Genomic DNA, 19,278 nt, shown 5'->3' with positions numbered 1-19,278 from the left:
TCCTTGCTAGCGGGAGTCGGGGAGCGGTTCCACGGTGACCGGGATTCCGTTGAGGGCGGCATTTCCGCTGACGGTGTCCAGGAACAGTGGGTCGGTGACATCGTTGGCGCTCGCGCCCGCGACGCGGGAGGCCACGGACAGCCGACTTTCCGCCGCCGCGTGCCCGTACCCGTGCGGCAGGCTGACCGTGCCCGCCATGATGTCGGTGGTCTGCCTGACGTCCACCCGCACGGCGCCGGTGCGCGAGCGCAGCACGGCGGGCCCGTCGGCCAGTCCGAGGCGGGCCGCGTCGGCAGGATGCATGAGCAGATGGTGTCGCTGCGGACCGGCGACGAGGCGGGCGTAGTTGTGCATCCAGGAATTGTTGGAGCGCAGGTGCCGTCGGCCGATCAACAGCAGCGACCCTGGATCCGCCGGAGCCGTACCCAGGTCGGAGCGCAGGGTGGCGAGGGCGTCCGCGATCTCCGGTGGCACGAGGTGTAGTCGGCGGTCAGGAGTGCGCAGGCGATGCTCGACGCCCGGCCGCAGCGGGCCCAGGTCCAGCCCGGCCGGGTGAGCGAGCAGTCGCCGCACGCTCAGTTTGTAGCGACCTGTGCGCAGGAGCAGGTCCACCAGCCGGCGCGGCGGTGTCCGCAGCCGAATCTCGGTGGCCAGGGCGGGCCTACTGAGGCGACGGCGCAATACCTGCATCCGGCCGCCTCCGAGGTGGCGTTGGTAGGCCGAGCCGAGGTCGCGGAAGATCTCCCAGTCGTGCCGCGCGCCGCGCGGCTTGGGCAGCACCGCGGGCGAGTATTTCGCGGTATTGCGGACGGCGAAGGACCGGAAAACCAAGTCGTAGTGGTCTCGTTCCAGCGCGCTGGTCGGCGGCAGGATGACGTCGGCGTGGCGAGTGGTCTCGTTGAGGTAGAAGTCCACGGCCACCATGAAGTCGAGGCCGCCGAGCGCGGTGCCGAGTGCGGCTCCGGCAGGAGTGGACAGCACCGGGTTTCCCGCGATCGTCAACAGCGCCCGGACCTGCCCCTGGCCCGGCGTCGTGATCTCCTCGGCAAGGGCGGCGACCGGAAACTCCCCGGCGAAGGAAGGAAGCCCGCGCACACGGCTGCGGCGTCGGCCGAAATGGCCCGGACTCAGCAGCCGTGTCATGTCGATGGCCGGATCGGTGAACAGCGTCCCGCCCTCGCGGCCCAGGTTGCCGGTGATGATGTTGAGCACCTGGATGGCCCACTGGCACACAGTGCCGTGCCGCTGGGTCGACACGCCGAACCTGCCGTAGCAGGCGGCGGGACCCGCGTCGGCGAAGGAGTGGGCGAGGCGGGTGATCGTGGCGGCGGGCACGCCGCTGAAACGGCCGGCGGCTTCCGGCGTGAACTCGGCGACCGCGTCTCGGAGCGCGTCCGCACCCGTGATGTATTCGGCCAGGCGCGGTGCCCGGTCTCGCAAGACGACGTGCACCATGGCCAACAGCACCGCGGCGTCCGTGCCGGGCCGGATGAATACGTGCTCATCGGCGTCCGCGGCTGTCTCTGTGCGGCGCGGGTCGATGACGGTGACCCGCCCGCCGCGCTCGCGGATCTCCCGCAGCCGCCGCGCCATATCCGGCGCGGTCATCAGGCTTCCGTTCGATGCACGCGGGTTGGCACCGAACATGAGCAGGTGCTGTGTCCGGTCCAGATCCGGCTCCGGCAGCAGGAACTGGTGCCCGTACAGCAGTGCCGAAACGACCTGGTGCGGCAACTGGTCGACCGAGGATGCCGAGAAGTGGTTGTGGGTTCGCAGCAATGAGGCGAACGCGGACCCGTGGGTCATCGCGCCGAGGCTGTGGACCGAGGGGTTGCCCAGGTAGACCGCCACCGCATTCGCGCCGTGCCGCCGACGGGCCTGAGCGAGTCCGCGGGCCGCCGCGTTGATCGCCTCGGACCAGTCCACCTCCACCCATTCTCCGTCGATCTTGCGCAGCGGCCGCCGTAGCCGGTCCGGGTCGCTGTGCACGTCGGTCATCGCTACGGACTTGGGGCACACGTGGCCGCGGGATAGGGGGTCGTCGCGGTCGCCGCGCACACCGACGGCCCTCCCGCCCTCGATGGTGATCTCGATCCCGCAAATCGCCTCGCACAAGTTGCAAGCGGCCTTCGCGGTGCCGCCGCCCCCGGAGCCGCGTATCGCCCGCCCCGCCTCGGTCAACGCATCGACGGCTGCCCCGGTCGTGCTCATGGTGTAGTCGCCTCCGCAAGAGATCCGCTGAAACATGAACATGACGTCATGTTATTTTTTTCGTGTCTACCATGGATGCCGTGCCCGACGCCAGCCCCCTCCGCCGCGAACCGGTCCAGCAGCGCAGCCGCGAGCGCGTCCAGCGGATCTTGGACGCCGCCGTGGAGATCATCACGGCCGAGGGAACCGACGCGGCGACGGTCCGTTCCGTGGCGGAACGTGCTGGTGTCCCGTCCGCGACGGTGTACCAGTTCTTCACCAACCGCGACGCCATCTTCGAGCAGCTGCTCGCCCGCGAACTCACGCGCCTCGATAGCGAACTGGAGGAGTCCCTCGCCACCGCCCGGCCACACCCGGACATCGCGGCCGCCGTCGAGGCGTTCATCGCCTTTCACGGCCGCCACTACATGTCCCACCCGGACTTCGTCGCGCTCTACTACGCCTCCCGGCACAACGAGGCTCTCCGCGACGACATCAGAGAACACCTCGGCAGGCTCACCGACCTGCTCCACCGCCACCTGCTTGCCACCGGCCTGCTCGCGCCCGGCACCAGCCGACGCGTCGTCGAGGTGGCCGTGGAGCTGGGTGACCACGTCTTCGAGCTGGCCCACCAGCGCGGCGACGAGAGTGACGCGCTGACCGACGAGGGTCGGATCGCCATCACTCGCTACTTGCAGGTCTATGCGGCCGCCCGCCGGCACGACGAGCCGATCGGGCTCCGTGAGCAGGTGGTCCGTGCCGAGCCGATGGCTTCGGCTGTTTCACCGAGCGCGCAGGCGTCGTCGTAGCGTCGCGCATGCAGCGTATGCGCGCCAGCACTATTCCCCCTGCCCAGCGGCTGGAGTCGCGCGGCGCGTGGTCCACCGACCGGCGTTCGGTGGTGGGCCGGCCCCGGTAGAGCATGCGGTGCTCCGGCCGCGACGGCCCAGCTAGCGTTCCCCCCTCGAGATGGTTGCCGCAGGCTCCCGCCGTTGACGACCGCGGAGTCTATGGAGTCGAGCCGACGCGCGGCAGGTCCAATGGCGGTAGCGGGCGTCGGCAGATCTCGTGGGCTTCCTCGGAGGAGAGCCCGAACATGCGCAGCAGGTCCTCGGCCACCTGGTCGGCGGCCTCGGCGTCGTCGCGTTCGGGATGGTCGTGCAGCAGGCGTCCGAGGCCCAGGGCCGCGGCGGCGACGATGGTCATCGACAGTTCCGGGTCGCGGATGTCGAAGCGCCCGGCTTCGGCCGCGGCCTCGATGTCGCGGCGTGCGCGAGGCGCGAGCCCGCGGTCCGAGTTCGCCAGGCCGAGCCCGTCATTGAGCAAGACCTTGCTGAGGGTGGGATGCAGGCGGTGCAGGCGGCCGGTGAGGCGGAAGCTCTGCGCGAAGACCTGAGCCGGATCCTCGACGTCTTCGCACAGCAGATCGAGCAGTGCTCCGTGCCGGTCGAGTGCCTCCTCGACGGCAGCATGGAACAGCTCCTCGCGGCTCTGGAAATGGTTGTAGAACGATCCCATGCCGACGTCGGCGGCCTGGGTGATCTCGAGGATCGGCACATTGATCTTGCCCTCGGCCAGCAGTGATTGCGCCGCGCCGACCAGCGCGGCGCGCGTGCGGGCCTTGCGGCGTTCCAGGCGATTGGGTGCCGACCCATTGTGCGTGGTCATCGATGCATCTCTCCTACTGGACAGGCTCACCATCATAGCCGCTCGATTCAATTTTGACGGAATCGTCAGATGGTATTGACTGACGCTGCTCTCGTGAGTGACGATATCGTCAGTTATTGGAAGGGAGTGGTCGATGAGCGGCCATCACGATGTACACAGCGGTCTGCACAGCGAGCAGGGGGCGCACGCGGGTGAGCATCCGGGCCGGGCGCGCAATCCCGTGATCAAGGTGCTGGACTTGGCGTGGCTGGAGTTCGAGAAGCCCGACCTGGACGGAGCGGAGGCTTTCGCCCACGCCTTCGGGTTCGCGACCGCCATGCGGACGGCCGACGAGTTGCAGCTGCGCGGGACCGATCCGGGCGCGCCCTGCGTGCTCATCCGGCGTGGTGTCCGCTCGCGCTTCGCCGGTCCGGCCTTTCGTGCCGCCGATTCCGCCGATCTGCTGCGACTGGCCGCCGCGACCGGTGCGCGAGCCATGCCATTGCCGGAGTCACTGGGCGGACTGACCGTCGACCTTTCCGATCCGAGCCGCCTGCGGGTGCGAGTGGTCGCCGAGACGCACGAACTCGAGGCTTTGCCGACGCAGCAGCCCCACATTTTCAACTTCGGGCACGAGGTGGCGCGGGTGAATGCCACGCAGCGACCGCCGCGGGCACCGGCACGCGTGCGTCGGCTCGGACACGTGGTGATCCAGTCGACGAGCTACCGCGAGAGCCTCGACTGGTATCTGCGGAATCTGGGCCTGATCGTCAGCGACTTCCTCTTTTACCCGGGCCAGCGGGAGCGTGGTCCGGTCATGAGTTTCATTCGCTGCGACCAGGGTTCGGTGCCGACCGACCATCACACGCTCGCGTTGACGCTCGGGCCGTCGAACCGCTATGTGCACTCCGCGTATCAGGTCGCCGACCTGGACGCGCTCGCGGCGGGTGGAGAGTACCTGCGCGAACAGGGTTATCGCCGATCGTGGGGGATCGGCCGCCATATCCATGGCAGCCAGATCTTCGACTACTGGCGCGATCCCGACGGGTTCATGGTGGAGCACTTCAGTGACGGCGACATGTTCGATTGCACCCTCGAGCCGGGCTGGGCGCCGATGAGCGCTTCCGGTCTGGCGCAGTGGGGCCCGCCCGTGACCAAGGACTTCCTCGGCATCAAGCCCGGAGCCGAATCGCTGCGCGAACTGCGCTCGATCGTCGACGCGCTGCGTGAGGACAACGAATTCGATATCCGCCGCCTGCGCGGCCTGTTGAAAGTGGCCAACTCATGAGCACATCCATCCTCCGCACCGCCGACGCCTGGTGGGTGCAGACCCCCGCCGGTGCCGCCCGTATCGATATCACCGCGACGACCACGCGGGAACTGCTCGCCGACCGTGAGGCGATCGCCGCGGCTGCGTCCGGCGCGGAACCCGTGGCAGTGCAAAGCCTTTCGTTGCTCTCCCCGGTGACCGCGCCGTGTCGGGTGGTTGCGCAGATGACGAACTTCGCCTCGCACGTAAAGGATTCGGGGATGGACCCCGAGACGGTGCCGCTGACGTTCTTCCGCAAGGCGTCCGGATCGATCAGTGGACCCCACGACGACGTCATCCGGCCCGCGCATGTGCAGCTGCTCGACTACGAGGTGGAGATCGGCCTCGTGTTCGGTCGCGAGATGCCGGTCGGCGCTGATGTCTCGGCGGAGAACCTCGCGGACTACGTCGCGGGCCTGGTGGTTACCAACGACATCTCAGCGCGCGACGTGCAGCTGCCGAAAACGCAGTTCTACGAAGCGAAGTCGTATCCGACCTTCACCCCGGTCGGCCCGGCGCTGGTGCTGCTCGACGCCGATGAGCTGAAGCGGTTCGGAGATCTGCGGCTGCGGCTGTGGGTCAATGGCCAGCTGCGGCAGGACATGACGGTCGCGGACATGATCTACCGGCCGGTCGAGACGCTGCGCGCGCTGACCCGATTCCAGCGCATGGACGCCGGGGATCTGCTACTCACCGGAACCCCGATCGGCACCGCGCTCAGTGCCCCGCCCAAGCCGGTGGAGATCATCGGCTCGCTGCTGCCGCCGAAGGTCAAGTGGAAGATGTTCTTCCAGGGCCAGGCCAAGAACCCGAAGTACCTGAAGGACGGGGACGTGGTCGAGGCCGCGATCGGCACCGACGACGGCGCCCTCGACCTGGGCCGCCAGCGCACGGTCGTGAGGTACGCCCGATGACCGACAACACGACCCTCGAGACCTCGACGGAGGACTTGCTCTGGCCCCGGTACACCGGCCCGGAGGACCTGGCCGCCATCGAAGCGGTACCGCTCGAGGCGCGCGGCCTGCCCGAATCGACCTACGCCCTGCTCGTCCGCGCGGCGACGCGATGGCCGGAGCGCACCGCGATCACCGTGCTGCCGGATGCGGCGCGATGGCGAGAGCCGTTGCAGCGCACCTACTCCGAGCTGCTCACCGACGTGCACAAGTACGCGAACCTGCTGCACGAGCTGGGTGTGCGCCGCACCGACGCGGTCGCGCTGATCGCACCCAACTGCGCGGAGCTGATCCCTGCCACCCTCGCCGCACAGCTGGCGGGCATCGCCGCACCGATCAATGGCGGCCTGTCGCACGAGCACGTCGCGGAGCTGCTGCGCCGCTCGGGCGCTCGGGTCTTGATCGCCGCCGGTCCGGAACTCGAGCCTGACACCTGGACCACCGCACGCGAACTCGCGGCGCGCGGTCTGTTGGATGCCCTGCTGGTGTTGCGTCCGACGGCAGCTCCGGAGCCGCCGCCGACCCTGCCAGGCATCGGCGGCATCCGGATCGGCTACCTCGATACCCTTGCCGCCGAGGAGGATTCGAGCCGCTTTCACGGAGAGGCACCGGCGGCATCGGATCTGGCGGCGCTGTTCCACACCGGCGGCACGACGGGCGTGCCGAAACTGGCGGCGCACCGACATTCCGGTGAGGTCTCCAATGCGTGGATGATCGCCGCCAACTCGCTGCTCGATGAGGAATCGGTGGTCTTCGCCGCGCTTCCGCTGTTCCACGTCAACGCGCTGGTCGTCACCCTGCTCGCGCCGCTGTTCCGCGGTCAGCCGGTGGTATGGGCCGGTCCGCTGGGATATCGGGACTTCACGCTCTACGCGGAGTTTTGGAATATCGTGGCGCACTTCCGGATTGCCGCGATGAGCGCCGTGCCGACGGTGTATGCGGTACTGGCCCAATGCCCGATCGACACCGACGTCACCAGCTTGCGCTACGCGATGGTCGGCGCGTCCCCGCTGCCGCTCGCGGTACGCGAAAACTTCCAGCTGCACACCGGGGTCACGCTGGTGGAGGGTTACGGCCTCACCGAGGCGACGTGCGCCACCGCACGCAGCTTCCCGGATGTTCCCCGGCCCGGCGCGGTCGGGCAGCGAATGCCCTATCAGCAGGTCGCGGTCGTCCGCACGGCTGAAGACGGGCTGTGGGAGACACTCGCGGACGGGGAGACCGGTGTCCTGGTCATCAGCGGCCCCACGGTCTTCGCCGGATACGTGACCGGCCGCGACGAACACGGTCACCGCCTCGATGGACTGGGCACCGTGGTCGACGGCTGGCTGAGCACCGGCGACCTGGCCCATATCGATGAGGAGGGATTCATCCATCTGCACGGTCGCGCAAAGGATCTCATCATTCGCGGCGGCCACAACATCGATCCCGCGAGCATCGAGGACGCCCTGCTGAGCCACCCGCAGGTGAGCGCGGCCGGAGCGGTGGGCCGCCCGGACGTACACGCCGGCGAGGTTCCGGTCGCCTACGTCGCGCTCACCGCGGGCGCCGAGGCCACCGAGGGCGAACTGGTGGCGTGGGCGGCCGAGCGGGTGCACGAGCGCGCCGCCGCCCCCAAGACGGTCACCATCCTCGACTCGCTGCCCGTCACCGATGTCGGAAAGCCCTACAAGCTGAGCCTGCGCGCCGATGCCACTCGCCGCGAACTGCTCGACGCGCTCGCCGAGACCACCGGTGTGGCGGGTATCTCCGCCGCGGTCGAGGACGGCGCGATCGTCGCCACCGTCGTCCTGGACCCCGATGTCGATCCAGCCGCGGCCGAGGCGATCCTGGGCCGCTATGCGATCGACGCGAGAATCGAGGTGCGGCGATGAAAACCGTGGCGAAGGTGCTCGGGGGCGTGCTGGCAGCCGAATTCCTATACCTCGGGACGGCCAAGGTCGCCGCCGTCGCGGCGATGCGCGAGCGTGCGGCGCATCTCGGGTACTCCACCACCGCTTATCGCGGCATCGGCGCGGTCGAACTCCTCGCGGCCGGTGGGGTGCTGCTGGGACCGGTTCGCCCTGCGATCGGCCGGGCTGCCGTGGCCGGGCTGGTGCTGTTGATGACCGGTGCGGTCGCCAGCCATCTCCGAAACGGCGACGGCACGACCGAAATCGCGCCCGCGGCAGGTGCGGCTGCGGTCGCCACGGCCTACGTGGCCACGTTGATCGGTGGATCCCGATGACTTCGCCGACAGTTCCGGTGGTGATCGTCGGAGCGGGCCCGTCCGGGCTCACCGCGGCCACGCTGCTCGCCCAATACGGCATCGAATCGCTGGTCCTCGAGCGGTGGGAGGGCGTCTACCCGCAGCCGCGCGCGGTCCATCTCGACGGTGAGATCCGGCGGATCGTGGAACGTCTCGGCATCGGGCCGGGGTTCGACGCGATCACCCGGCCCGCCCCGGGGTTGCGCCTGGTGGATTCGCGGCATCGGGTGCTGGCGCAATTCGACCGCGATCCGGCCGGGGGCCGCAACGGATTCCCCGAAGCCAACCTGTTCGACCAGCCGGAGCTGGAGGCGCTGTTGCGGGCCAATCTGGCGCTGCATCCGACCGTTTCGCTGCGCGGCGGGGTGGAAGTCACCGGGCTGACGGTCGAGAAGGACTGTATCCGGGTTGATTTCGAAGACCGCGCGACCGGCGCGTCCGAGTCGGTCCGCGCCCGCTACGTGCTGGGTTGCGACGGCGCGAACAGCCTGGTGCGCACCGCGATCGGCGCGCGCATGCGGGATTTGCGATTCGAGCAGCGCTGGCTGGTCGTCGACCTCGCGACCACGGTCGATCCTGGGCACTGGGGAGGCGTGCATCAGGTATGCGACCCGCATCGAGCCGCGACATACATGCGCATCGGCACGACCCGCCACCGGTGGGAATTCCGTTTGCGGCCCGGCGAATCCGCCGACGACTACCGTGATCTGGCTCGACTGTGGCCCCTGCTGGCCCCATGGCTGTCCGACGCCGACCGCGAGGGCTTGGAGCTGGTCCGGGTGGCGGAGTACACCTTCCGCGCGCAACTGGCCGACCGATGGCGTACCGGACGCGTATTCCTGCTCGGCGATGCCGCCCACCTCACCCCGCCGTTCATTGGGCAGGGCATGGGCGCGGGCGTGCGCGATGCCGCCAACCTCAGCTGGAAGCTGGCCGGGGTGCTGCGCGGCGAGCTTCCTGAGCCGGTGCTCGCCACCTATGAGACCGAGCGGAAACCGCACGCGCACATGATGATCCGGCTGGCCAAACTCATGGGTTCGACCATGACCGAGGGCGGCGAACTGGGCAATCGACTGCGCGGCCTGCTCGCTCCGCGACTGCACCGGCTGCCCGGGCTGACCCGGACGATCATCAGCGGAGAGTCACCGCCGCTGCACCGCTCCGCGCTGGTGACCGCACCGCCGCTGCGTCGAGGTCTGGCCGGACGGCTGGTCCCGAACGAACGGATGGCCGACGGGCGCCGGGTCGACGACCTCATCGCCGGGCGTTACGCCATCATCACGACATCGGCCCCATCACCGGTGCAGGCGGCGACCGTCGAACAGCGCGGCGGTGTGGTGTTGCGGGCCGTGCCGGGCACCGCGCTGCACCGCTGGCTGCGCGGCGGGCGCGCCGACGCCGTGCTCGTCCGCCCCGACGGCACCGTGCAGACCTGCGGGAGAACGGTGTCGGATCTGTACTCGTCACTGCCGAGTTTCGCGCCGAGTGCACGTCCGGCGCAGACCGGCTCGCCAACCCCGAAAGCCGCTGAACGCGTCGAACCCATCAGTCGCCCGCCCAGTTCCGGCGGCATTGTGCAGGCAGACGCGCTGACAGTGAGCGACTCCTAGCTAGGCGAGGGACCAGCCGAACGGGTCATCCCGACTGGTCGACCTCGACCGCCGAACTCGCCTGCCGGCGAGGACGTCGGCGATCTCGCCTGCGCCGGCAGATCGGCTGGGTCGGCGAGGAGGTTATGAACATCACGCACTTCGGGCACGCCTGACCGCGGCACGGTCGCCGAGTGTCCTCGGCGATTCATTCCAGCTGCTCACGCGTGCGCGCATCCGCCGGTAGGGCGACCAGGCCGTCGGAGATCTGCCCGAACCCGAGGCGTTTGAGCCTGCGCCACAACGCGATCCGCGGCGTGGACGGCTCACGAGGCATGCGATACGACAGCATCACCCATTGCCCAGGCGTCGCCGCTGGCGAGTCGGGCGCGAAATCCTCCGATCCGGTGACGGCATTTCACCGCACCTAGCCCCTAGCGTAGTTTTGAAACCACGGTTACACCGAGTGGGAGATGGGTGATGCCCCCGACGCGCACCCTCGCGGCGCTGCTGGGCGCCGCAGCCGTTGCCGTCAGCGGATGCTCGACCTCCCCGTCGGCGGGGCCCCCGCATCCCGGGGAGCTGCCGCTGCGGCAGGTCGCGCAGGTGGCGCTGACCGGCGGGCCGGTGCGCTTCGACTACACCAGTCTCGACGCCGGGCGCGGGCGGCTGTTCCTCGCCCATATGGGTGCCGATGAGGTCATCGAGGTCGATGTGCAGGCCCACCAAGTGGTGCGCACCCTGCCCGATGTGCCGAACGTGCACGGGGTGATCGTGGTCCCTGACACCCACCGGCTGTATGCCACCGCGACCGGCCGCAACCAGCTGGTCGCCTTCGACGCCGACACCGGCGCGGTGGTGTTCACCGCCCCGACCGGTGACTACCCCGACGGACTCGCTTATGACCCGGTCCGTCATGCGGTGTGGACGACCAACGAGCACGCCGGCACCGAGACCGTCGTCGACGCGGACACCGGGGCGGTGCGCGCCACCGTCGGGTTGGGTGGTGAGGTCGGCACCGTCGTCTACGACCCGGTCACCGACCGCATGGTCGTGGCGGTCCAGGGGCGCGACGATTTGGCGGTGATCGATCCCGCGACTTTCGTGGTGACCGACCGGATCCCGACGCCGGGCTGCGACCATCCGCACGGCCAAGCCCTCGACGCCGCCGATCGAGTGATGTTCGTCGGCTGCGAGGCCAACTCCAGCATGGTCACCGTGGACCTGGCCGCCCGCACCGTCACCGGACAAGACCGTGTCGGTGAGACTCCCGACGTGCTGGTCTACGACCCGGGCGCGCACCGGGTCTACCTCGCGGCCGAAAGCGGCTGGGTCAGCGTGTTCGACCGCCGCGACGGCCGCACCCTCGCCGTCGGCTCCGCGCATCTGGCCGACGGGGCGCACTCGCTGGCGCTGGACCCCGCCACCCACCACACCTACTTCCCGATCCCCCGGGGCGCCGACGGTGCGCCGGTGCTGTGGGAGTTCGAACCCACCCACTGAACCGTCGGGCACAACATCTTTCGACGACATGGACATGCCATGGCAGTTTCGACACGTCGACCCCCATTACGCGCGGCCACAATGGCCGCGTTGCTGGCGCTCACCGCGGCGGCAGGATGCTCGAGCGCCGACACCTCGCCCACACCCGCGACCACTTCCGCCGCGTCCGGGCGCCAACCGGTGGCGACCACCGACGCGGACTGGAAACCGGTCACCGACACTTTCGGGCGCACCGGCAAGTTCGGTGACAACAACACCGCCTACCGCATCCCGCTGGTGCGCACCGCTCTGCAGGTCACCACCGCGGGCGTGTTGTCGTTTTTCAGCGTCCCGCACGGGTGCGACCTCCACATCCCTGGGGAGAGCTGGTGGGTGGCGGCACAATACGTCGCGTGAACGCAACGCACCCTGGTCCTCACCAGAGCCGATCACCCGCCCAGTCGCCCGAACCTCGGGGGGTCGGTGTCCCGGAGCAGGCGGGAGAGAACCGCTTGGCCCTGGCTGCGGTGACCGACGCCTTCGTCGCGCTGGTCGTGGGTTTCGCATTGTCGCAACGTGCCTTTCACGCTTTCAACGGTGTCGCGGAGTTCCTGGGCGCGTTCATTCCGTGTGTGCTCGCGTTGTCATTCGCCAACCACGTCCTCGGCACACTGCTGCTGCGGGGGAGTGTCGCGAAGCTGCTGTTCGGAATGCGGGTCCTCCGATGGAAGGACGGCCGACGCCCCCGGTTGTGGCAGACGGTCGCACGATGGCTGTTCGGATTCGTGGTGATAGGACTGCAATACCTGCTCGAAGGCGCGAGCGTGGGCCAAGCCTTCGGATTGCGCACAGTGCGTCGACGCGACCAGCGCCACCCGGTCGGCCAGTCGGCAGCGAATCGTTGACCGCATGCACCACGGCAGTCTCGGTGACCGCAGCTCGCATGATGAGTTCGGCCGTACGCCGGATATTTCGGCGGCATCAGGCGGCTCATGCTGTCGACCCGACAATTGGTACCGCTGTGCCCGCTGCACTGTGGCTGCGATGTGAAGTGTGCGCACCTGTCGTGTCCAGCCTGATCGGCGAAGGCCATGGCATGGCGAAGTCGGCTCGGATCGAATCGGTCAGGCGTGTGGTGGTTCGCCGGTGACGATGTGGTCGGCGAGGTTGAGTCCTTCGCGGACCAGTCGGGTGAGGTGGCCGTCGCGGACGCGGTAGATGATGCGGCGGCCTTCTCTTCGGGTGTCGACCAGGCCGGTGAAGCGGAGTTTGGCGAGGTGTTGGCTGACCGCGGTGCGGGAGGCGCCGACTGCTTCGGTGAGGGCGGTGACGTCGGCTTCGCCGTCGGCGAGGATCCACAGGATGTGCAGCCGGGTGGGGTCGGACAGCATGCGGAAGGCGCCGGTCGCGGCGTCCAGACGCGGTTGGTCGGGGCTGATCGGGTGCAGGAGGCTGGGCACGGGAGGGTCAGCGGCCGGATTCGGAGGCCCTGCCATCGTTCACCGCCTTCCTGCTGGCACCGCCTCCGGTTCGGTCGGCGTGGTCGCGGGCCAGACGCGGGCGGCTGTGGTTGCTGCAAGTGTAGCGATGGCGGCCAGGGTCAGTGCGGCGGTGAGCTGGCCCGCTCCGGCGCCGACCCATCCCGCGATGGGGTAGGTGAGCAGGAAGCAGGCATGGGAAAGCGAGAACTGGGCGGTGAAGACCGCTGTGCGGTTCTCCGGTGTCGATTCCGCGCGCAGCAGACGCGCGGACGGTGTGTTGATCATCGAGGTGCACGCGCCGAGCGCTGTCCACGCCAGGGCCAGCAGAAACCAGCCACGCTCGGCGGAGGGCTGAATCGCGGCGATCGCGGCGGCGGCGAGCAGCCCCACCGGCAGCGCAGCGCTGCCGGTGAGCATGACTCGGCGGTCGCTGAAGCGTGAGAGCAGCCGCGGCATGGTGAGCGCGATGAGCATCGAGCCGCCGCCGTAGCAGGCCAGGAGGAGGGCGACACCGGTAGCGGAGCCGTGCAGCAGGTCCTGGACGTAGATCACGGTGTTCACCATGACCAGCGCGGTCGCGGCGGCGACGGCGAGGTTCATGGCCAGCAGGCCGCGTAGCACGGGCCGCTGGACCATGACCTGGGCGCCGTGGGTGATCCGCTCGATCAGCGGCACGGTCCGGTCACCGGGCACCAGGCGCGGCAAGGGGGTCCTCACCACCAGCGCGGCGGATGCGGCGAACCCGGCGGCGGTGCCGACGAACAGCAGGTTGTAGTCGATCAGCGTCAGCAATGCGGCGGCCAGCACCGGGCTCAGCAGCGACTCCAGGTCGTAGGCCAGCCGTGACAGCGACAATCCGTGGGTGTAGTCGTCCTCGTCGACCAGCACCGCCGGGATCACTGCCTGGAAGGCGGGGGTGAATGTCGCCGAGGCGGCTTGCAGCACGAAGATTAGTAGATAGATCTGCCACACCTCGGTGACGAAAGGCAGCGTCACGGCGATCACCGCCCGGATCGCGTCCGCGGACACCAGCAGCACCCGGCGTGGCACGCGCTCGGCAATCGCCGCGATCACCGGCGCGACGAAGACGTAGGCGACCATCTTGATCGCCAGCGCGGTACCCAGCACCGCCCCGGCGTCGCTACCGGCCAAATCGTAGGCCAGCAGCCCGAGCGCCACCGTCAGCAAACCGGTCCCGACCAGCGCCACCACCTGCGCGGTGAACAACCGCCGGAACCGGCGACGCCGCAATACCTCGATCACGCTGACCTTCCCGAACTCGCTCGACTAAGGGCGACCTTACGCCAATAGGTGCGCAGATGCGAACCTATTGGCGAGTAGGGTGCCGCGGACGGTCACACGCCTCGGCTGGTCGCGGCGGATGGGATGGATCGCGGTTCATCCCCGAGCCGTTGACGCGGCTATCTCGAGGAGGGGCGGTGCAGCCATCGACGCCCGACGGCGGCGAGCAGCAGATGCGCGACCAGTATCAGGCCCACGGCGGCGGCTCCGAGCCCGGCCATGCTGCCCAGCCCCACATGCACGGCCAGGCCGATGACGATCAACACAACAGCGAGGACCCGCAGCACGCCCGTCGAGTGCCTCATCGAGTGGCTCCCGGCTTCAGGGCTGTGATGTAGCGGATCCAGGGATGCAGGTCGCCTGAGCCGATTTGCTCGAAATCCGCTTCAGCGACCATCGGCTCGAGCAAATGGATGGGATTGTGCTGCATCGAAGGACCGGTCAATGCACCGACCAGATGGCGGCCCAGAGGGTTGGCCGGTGGCCGGAACTCGCCGATCAACAGGCGGCCCCCAGGACGCAGCACCCGCCACATCTCCTCCAGCGCTGTCGCGCGCACATCCTCCGGCAGGTGATGCAGCATCAAACAGTTGGTCACCACATCGAACGAACTGTCCTCGCCGGGAAGCGATTCGGCGACGCCGACGGAGTAGGTGCAATTCCGTTCGGTGGTGATCTTGCGGGCGCGCTCGAGCACCGCGGCCGACGCATCGACACCGACCACCGTCCCCACATCCGCTACCGCGGCCAAGCGGCGCGTCAAATATCCGGTCCCACAACCGATATCGAGCACGCGGTCACTCGGGCGGGCGCCGCTCAACTCGGCGAGGCGGCGATAAATCCGGTCGCGTCGTCCGCCGAAGAACACCGCGCCGAACACGTCGTAGGTACCGCCGTGGTCGATGGTGAGTCCCGCGGTGTCCGGGTTCGGGGTGTGATGCATCAAATGTCCGAGGCCCATGGCCCCTCCTTAACTTAGTGACGACTAAGATGGTAAATAACTTAGTCGCAACTAAGTTGTTGGGCAAGGGCGGATACGATGACTGCATGGCACGCGCATCCTCAGATCCCGCCGAACAGCGGCGCACTCGATTACGCGCCGCCGACCGGCGCGCGTCGATCATCGGCGCCGCCACTGTGGTGTTCGCCGAGTCGGGGTTCCAGCGCGCCACCATGGCGCAGATCGCGGCTCGTGTCGGTGTCACCGAGCCGGTGCTGTTCCAGAATTTCGGCTCCAAAGCCGCGCTCTACGCCGCTGTCGTGGCACACGCCTCCAGGCATATGTGCGCCATGATGCGCACCGTCGCCTCCGAAACCGACTCCGTCGCCACGTTGCTGGCCCACCTGCTCAGCCCCGGCCACATCGATGAACTCCACGCACCCGGCTCGCTCGGAGTGATCTTCGCCGACGCCATGACCATGACGGCCGAGCCCGCTGTCGAGCAGGCGGTCCGCCACCACATGGGCGAACTCGCCGACGTCCTGGCCGAGATGATCACGTGGGGCCGGCGAACCGGGGAACTGCGCGCGGACCTCGACCCGCAAGCGGCCGCATGGGCGGTGCTGTCCTTCCTAGCGGGACACCGCTTCCGTGCCGCCGTCATGCCCGACCGGCAACGACTCGAAACCCACATCGCCCACATGACATTGCGCGCACTACTCGACGACGGCGCCAGCAAAGTCTGATACCGGCCTCCCGGCGCTTCCGATCCGGCGCGAGGGGTTGCGGTCGCGGATGGCCACCAAGTCCTGCGGCACCGCCGGGTTGGGCGGTGTTTTACACCGTAGCGCCCTTGCCAGTCGTGGCTCCTGATTCGCCGGGAGTCATCGGCAAGGACGGGCCGCCCGGCTGGCTGCCACAGTCCCCGGAGTTGGAGGCGGGTGTAGTGCTCCGGGCTTCGTCGCGGGGTTGCCGGCAGCCGTGGTGACCACGTCGCCCGGTGTGTCCGGGGCGGTGTTCCTGCTGCGGTAACCTGGATTCCGGAGAATCGGCGGACAGGCAGTCAGGAGACTGTCATGTCCATGCCTGGTTCATCGCTTCCCTCGCGCGTGCCGCCAAGCTGGTCTTGTTTCTTTCCGACCGAGCCAGTTTCGAGTACGACCATGGAGTCGCAGGGTGCAGTCCACCGAATCGCAAGGATTAGTGGGGCAATCGAGACGCATCCGGGCGTAGCTGGCATTGCTTTCAGCGGAGTGCGCTGCAAGTTCGGGTTTCGTCCACATCGCTGGCTTGCTTCCGTAATGACTGCAGGACAGACTCTTTCGCCCTCGGTCCACTGCCATCGGTTTTCGATGCGCGCCCGTACGCTGCTTCGGCTAGTCCGCACATCCTCTCTGCGGACATGCGCTGAGTCTTCCGAGGCGACTGCGCGTTCTGCCATCTTCAGTCCAGCTCTGGGCGTTGAAAGCGTGGCGTCCCAGCATGTCTGCTGAGGCCCAACAATCGCAGGGTTAACAGAGAAGGCGATGAGCCTGGCATCATCGAAGTGGTTTGCCCCGACAGCCCACCCGCGCTGACCAACGACGCGGCCAGGGCACTGCTTGCGCTTCGGCTTCGACATTTCCGCGAACACTCCGGCGAGAGGGACGACGATGCCGACCGAACCCAACGAATGGGCCGTCCTCGACGAACTGCTGGGACTCGTCCCCGAAATCGTCGAACGCGCCGGTGATCAACGGTTCGCGTTCTACGGGCGCTGCTCGACCGAGGATAATCAAGATCTGGAGACCTCGTATCGGACATCGGCTCGGCCGTCCGCCTGGCGACCCGGAGCAGCAGTCCATCCCGCCGACCGCGCCGCGGCGAACACGGCCGATCAGAGGTACCTGATCGGGGTTGATCGATGTTGATGCCATCCACACTTGGACGAAAACCCGCAGGTCGTGGCATTCAGTAGTCGAACAACTCCGGCGGCTCGTAGTCCCCAAAGACGTCTTCAGCCTTCGGCAACGCTGGTGCCTCGCGCGAGAAGAGCGAATCCAGTACGCGCGCCTGGGCGGGTAGGTGGCGAGTCGAAGCGCGCTCGGCAAAGAACGTGATTACGCTTCCCACGAGGAAGACCGGCAACCATATGTACCCCCACCATTGCTGGCCTTGGTGGGCTACCGAGCCATAGATGGACCCCCAACCAGCTGATCGATACAAGAGTTATGCCGACCTTGAGCCATCCCTCCCGTCTCTGCTCCTGCATCACGTCCAACTCGGCGAGCAACTCATCCTCGGTAGCCTCGGGACGCGCATTGCGCCCCTCAATGAATCTGATTTGCGCCAGTGCCCGCCTGATCGAATCATCAACGGTATCGACGCTGGATAGTCCTTCTGGCCAACCTGATCTTGCTTCGACCAGGAGGGCAAGGTGTTCATACGGCGTCTTCTTCGAAGTGCGCGTGACGAAGTAGCCAGCGAGAGCAGCACTGGCCAGCGCCGCGATAACTGCACCGGTTCCTTGAACGAATGGACCGTAGTCCTTCCAGTCGATCGCCAAATCAGTTGCAAGCGAGTCGATCACGGTGTGATCCTGCCAGATGCGCCGACTACTCACCGCCGTTGGGCTCGATCCGCATCGAGGCTGGCGGGTCGGGCTTGAACAACGGCGTGAAGATCCGTTGCCGTCGCCGGTCCACGCAGTGAGTAACGCGGCCCCGGCGTGAGCAGCCCTCCTGGAGGGGGGGTCGCCCAGCGGCGGTTCCGGGTTCCGCGCAGGATGCACGCGATCGTGCGGCAGCGATGTTGGTGGGTGAAACGCGGACGCACCCATTGGTACAGCCTTTGAGTGGCCTGTCCCGGTGAATGAGACCGCCTGATCTGGCCCCAGCTCTTGAGGCCGTGGTGTCGAGAGTTGAGGCAGACTAACCGGGGGTCACGATGCCAAAATCCTTCGCGCCGCCGATGCGCCGACAGGTGTGCGCTCGGCTGAGAGCCGGCGAGTCTGTTGCCGAAGTTGCAGCGGAGACCGGGAACCCGCTCGCCGCGTTGTTCCGCTGGAAGGCTCAGGTTCTCGTCGATGCGGGAGTCCGGGAGGGCGTTCCGAGCGTGGAAGCCGACGGATGGCGCGCTTGTGGAGTCGGCCGTCACAGGTCTGTGCCCTGGGCCGAACATGAAATATGGCAATCGGAAAACGCCTGGTCATTCTGGGTGTCTATTCAGACTGACGGACCGCGATGCACGGCGCGGGCTGGACAACTGTTCCCGACACCGTTCGGTGTTTGCTCCATACTTCGCACTCGGCGCCGCAGGAAGCAGAATGTGCGAGCTTGGTCATGAAGTCGGCACAGCGTTTCCGCAGGTCCACGACGTCGCCCAACGTTTCCCATGCCTTCCCTGTTCATGCAGGTAGGTGACTATTTCTGGCACCCGATGATCTCCTTTCTTTCCCACAGTTGCCCGTGCTGACCCGCCTGAAAATCGTAGAAAAATCGTAGAAACGTGCCGTCGGGCAACCGACGAACCGGGCGGGACTGCGGCTCCGAACAGGCGGGCGGTTCGTCGAGACGCTTCTGTCGCCGGGTCGAAGATGGGGACCGCCGATGGGTGAGCAACGTCCAGCCAGTCATGACAATCCATGGCGGACACACGAGGCTGTAGATTCCCGCGGCCGAACCTCTGCTCGTCTAAGTCGGCGAGCCTGGTCACAGCATCGGCCAAGTCGGCATGCGGTGATGCAACGGCCCGCAGATGAGAAATTGTGGTGGCGTTGAGCGACAGCCAGGCGCCGCGGACTTCGGTCTGGAACGGCTTATAGGTCGAGCCGAGCGGTGCAAGAGGCTTCTGACGGCCAACACGGAGTGCATCCATGCGCTGCTGCGTATGCGGATCGGTGCGCATCACACGGACGACGAGGTTGATTAATCTGTGGCCGACCGCGATTGCGGTCTCACACAGCGTATCAGCGAGATACCGCTGCCCGATACCCCACCCGACATCCAACTTGCCCTCGTCGATCCCCTTCTCGAGCCACATGACCCTCCACCAGGCCCGCAGCGCCGAGCATTAAGGATTCGGCGATCGACCCCGTCAGCGCGCGGGATTCCCGCCACTGACTCTCGGCAATGGGCACCGTGATGTCTGGTTCGAAGT

The 19,278-nt window shown here is 67.6% G+C and carries 19 protein-coding genes; 10 read left to right on the top strand and 9 right to left on the bottom strand.

Translation table 11 applies throughout. The features are described 5' to 3' along the window. Positions 1–6: 6 nt before the first annotated feature. Complete coding sequence (locus ABZW96_RS31190; protein ID WP_355079513.1) at positions 7–2,253, bottom strand: molybdopterin-dependent oxidoreductase; 2,247 nt, start codon at positions 2,251–2,253, stop codon at positions 7–9. Positions 2,254–2,291: 38 nt separating this feature from the next. Between ABZW96_RS31190 and ABZW96_RS31185 the strand changes: the two genes are divergently transcribed. Next, positions 2,292–2,999: a TetR/AcrR family transcriptional regulator gene (locus ABZW96_RS31185; RefSeq protein WP_355079511.1), complete on the top strand. Its 708-nt coding sequence runs from the start codon at positions 2,292–2,294 to the stop codon at positions 2,997–2,999. Positions 3,000–3,198: 199 nt separating this feature from the next. Here ABZW96_RS31185 and ABZW96_RS31180 read toward each other — a convergent pair whose 3' ends face one another. After that, complete coding sequence (locus ABZW96_RS31180) at positions 3,199–3,858, bottom strand: TetR/AcrR family transcriptional regulator (RefSeq protein ID WP_355079509.1); 660 nt, start codon at positions 3,856–3,858, stop codon at positions 3,199–3,201. A 133-nt stretch (positions 3,859–3,991) separates the two neighbouring features. On the opposite strand from ABZW96_RS31180, the gene ABZW96_RS31175 reads away from it, so the two are divergent. The 5 genes from ABZW96_RS31175 to ABZW96_RS31155 are packed head-to-tail and all read left to right on the top strand — an operon-like array spanning position 3,992 to position 9,957. Further along, positions 3,992–5,125, top strand: coding sequence for a VOC family protein (locus tag ABZW96_RS31175; protein WP_355079507.1), 1,134 nt, complete (start codon positions 3,992–3,994; stop codon positions 5,123–5,125). Continuing rightward, positions 5,122–6,060: a fumarylacetoacetate hydrolase family protein gene (locus tag ABZW96_RS31170; RefSeq protein ID WP_355079505.1), complete on the top strand. Its 939-nt coding sequence runs from the start codon at positions 5,122–5,124 to the stop codon at positions 6,058–6,060. Before ABZW96_RS31175 ends, ABZW96_RS31170 begins: the two co-directional genes overlap by 4 nt. After that, the gene (locus tag ABZW96_RS31165; RefSeq protein ID WP_355079503.1) at positions 6,057–7,973 is read left to right on the top strand and encodes an acyl-CoA synthetase; all 1,917 of its coding nucleotides are present in this window, start codon (positions 6,057–6,059) and stop codon (positions 7,971–7,973) included. Before ABZW96_RS31170 ends, ABZW96_RS31165 begins: the two co-directional genes overlap by 4 nt. Continuing rightward, positions 7,970–8,326: a DoxX family protein gene (locus ABZW96_RS31160; RefSeq protein WP_355079501.1), complete on the top strand. Its 357-nt coding sequence runs from the start codon at positions 7,970–7,972 to the stop codon at positions 8,324–8,326. The genes ABZW96_RS31165 and ABZW96_RS31160 overlap by 4 nt, the downstream gene beginning before the upstream one ends. Beyond that, a complete protein-coding gene (locus ABZW96_RS31155) occupies positions 8,323–9,957 on the top strand; it encodes a bifunctional 3-(3-hydroxy-phenyl)propionate/3-hydroxycinnamic acid hydroxylase (RefSeq protein ID WP_355079499.1) in 1,635 nt (544 codons plus the stop codon). The genes ABZW96_RS31160 and ABZW96_RS31155 overlap by 4 nt, the downstream gene beginning before the upstream one ends. Positions 9,958–10,144: 187 nt before the next feature. On the opposite strand, the gene ABZW96_RS31150 is transcribed toward ABZW96_RS31155, so the two are convergent. Further along, a complete protein-coding gene (locus tag ABZW96_RS31150) occupies positions 10,145–10,291 on the bottom strand; it encodes a hypothetical protein (protein WP_355079497.1) in 147 nt (48 codons plus the stop codon). Positions 10,292–10,416: 125 nt separating this feature from the next. Here ABZW96_RS31150 and ABZW96_RS31145 point away from each other — a divergent pair, with 125 nt between their 5' ends. The 3 genes from ABZW96_RS31145 (at position 10,417) to ABZW96_RS31135 (ending at position 12,323) form a co-directional block, all read left to right on the top strand. Further along, positions 10,417–11,439 (top strand): YncE family protein, encoded by a 1,023-nt coding sequence (locus tag ABZW96_RS31145; protein ID WP_355079495.1) that lies wholly within the window; start codon positions 10,417–10,419, stop codon positions 11,437–11,439. 39 nt (positions 11,440–11,478) lie between these two features. Continuing rightward, positions 11,479–11,835: a hypothetical protein gene (locus ABZW96_RS31140; protein WP_355079493.1), complete on the top strand. Its 357-nt coding sequence runs from the start codon at positions 11,479–11,481 to the stop codon at positions 11,833–11,835. 95 nt (positions 11,836–11,930) lie between these two features. Continuing rightward, complete coding sequence (locus tag ABZW96_RS31135) at positions 11,931–12,323, top strand: RDD family protein (RefSeq protein ID WP_355079491.1); 393 nt, start codon at positions 11,931–11,933, stop codon at positions 12,321–12,323. A gap of 219 nt (positions 12,324–12,542) precedes the next feature. On the opposite strand, the gene ABZW96_RS31130 is transcribed toward ABZW96_RS31135, so the two are convergent. From ABZW96_RS31130 to ABZW96_RS31115, 4 genes are all read right to left on the bottom strand, one after another. Further along, the gene (locus tag ABZW96_RS31130; RefSeq protein ID WP_355079489.1) at positions 12,543–12,914 is read right to left on the bottom strand and encodes a metalloregulator ArsR/SmtB family transcription factor; all 372 of its coding nucleotides are present in this window, start codon (positions 12,912–12,914) and stop codon (positions 12,543–12,545) included. A gap of 3 nt (positions 12,915–12,917) precedes the next feature. Further along, positions 12,918–14,162, bottom strand: coding sequence for an MFS transporter (locus tag ABZW96_RS31125; RefSeq protein WP_355079488.1), 1,245 nt, complete (start codon positions 14,160–14,162; stop codon positions 12,918–12,920). 158 nt (positions 14,163–14,320) lie between these two features. Continuing rightward, positions 14,321–14,506 (bottom strand): hypothetical protein, encoded by a 186-nt coding sequence (locus ABZW96_RS31120; RefSeq protein ID WP_355079487.1) that lies wholly within the window; start codon positions 14,504–14,506, stop codon positions 14,321–14,323. Next, positions 14,503–15,162 (bottom strand): methyltransferase domain-containing protein, encoded by a 660-nt coding sequence (locus ABZW96_RS31115; protein WP_355079485.1) that lies wholly within the window; start codon positions 15,160–15,162, stop codon positions 14,503–14,505. The genes ABZW96_RS31120 and ABZW96_RS31115 overlap by 4 nt, the downstream gene beginning before the upstream one ends. An 86-nt stretch (positions 15,163–15,248) precedes the next feature. Here ABZW96_RS31115 and ABZW96_RS31110 point away from each other — a divergent pair, with 86 nt between their 5' ends. Then, positions 15,249–15,887: a helix-turn-helix domain-containing protein gene (locus ABZW96_RS31110; RefSeq protein WP_355079483.1), complete on the top strand. Its 639-nt coding sequence runs from the start codon at positions 15,249–15,251 to the stop codon at positions 15,885–15,887. A gap of 1,250 nt (positions 15,888–17,137) precedes the next feature. Here ABZW96_RS31110 and ABZW96_RS31105 read toward each other — a convergent pair. Together ABZW96_RS31105 and ABZW96_RS31100 are read right to left on the bottom strand one after the other, a co-directional pair. Beyond that, positions 17,138–17,710, bottom strand: a complete 573-nt coding sequence (locus tag ABZW96_RS31105) for a hypothetical protein (RefSeq protein ID WP_355079481.1) — start codon at positions 17,708–17,710, stop codon at positions 17,138–17,140. Positions 17,711–18,459: 749 nt separating this feature from the next. Continuing rightward, the gene (locus ABZW96_RS31100) at positions 18,460–19,161 is read right to left on the bottom strand and encodes a hypothetical protein (RefSeq protein ID WP_355079479.1); all 702 of its coding nucleotides are present in this window, start codon (positions 19,159–19,161) and stop codon (positions 18,460–18,462) included. Positions 19,162–19,278 lie beyond the last annotated feature (117 nt).

The sequence above is a fragment of the Nocardia sp. NPDC004168 genome, assembly GCF_040610355.1.
Classification (GTDB): domain Bacteria; phylum Actinomycetota; class Actinomycetes; order Mycobacteriales; family Mycobacteriaceae; genus Nocardia; species Nocardia sichangensis.
Note: the sequence above shows the minus strand (reverse complement) of the source record. Positions and strands in the feature narration are given on the sequence as shown.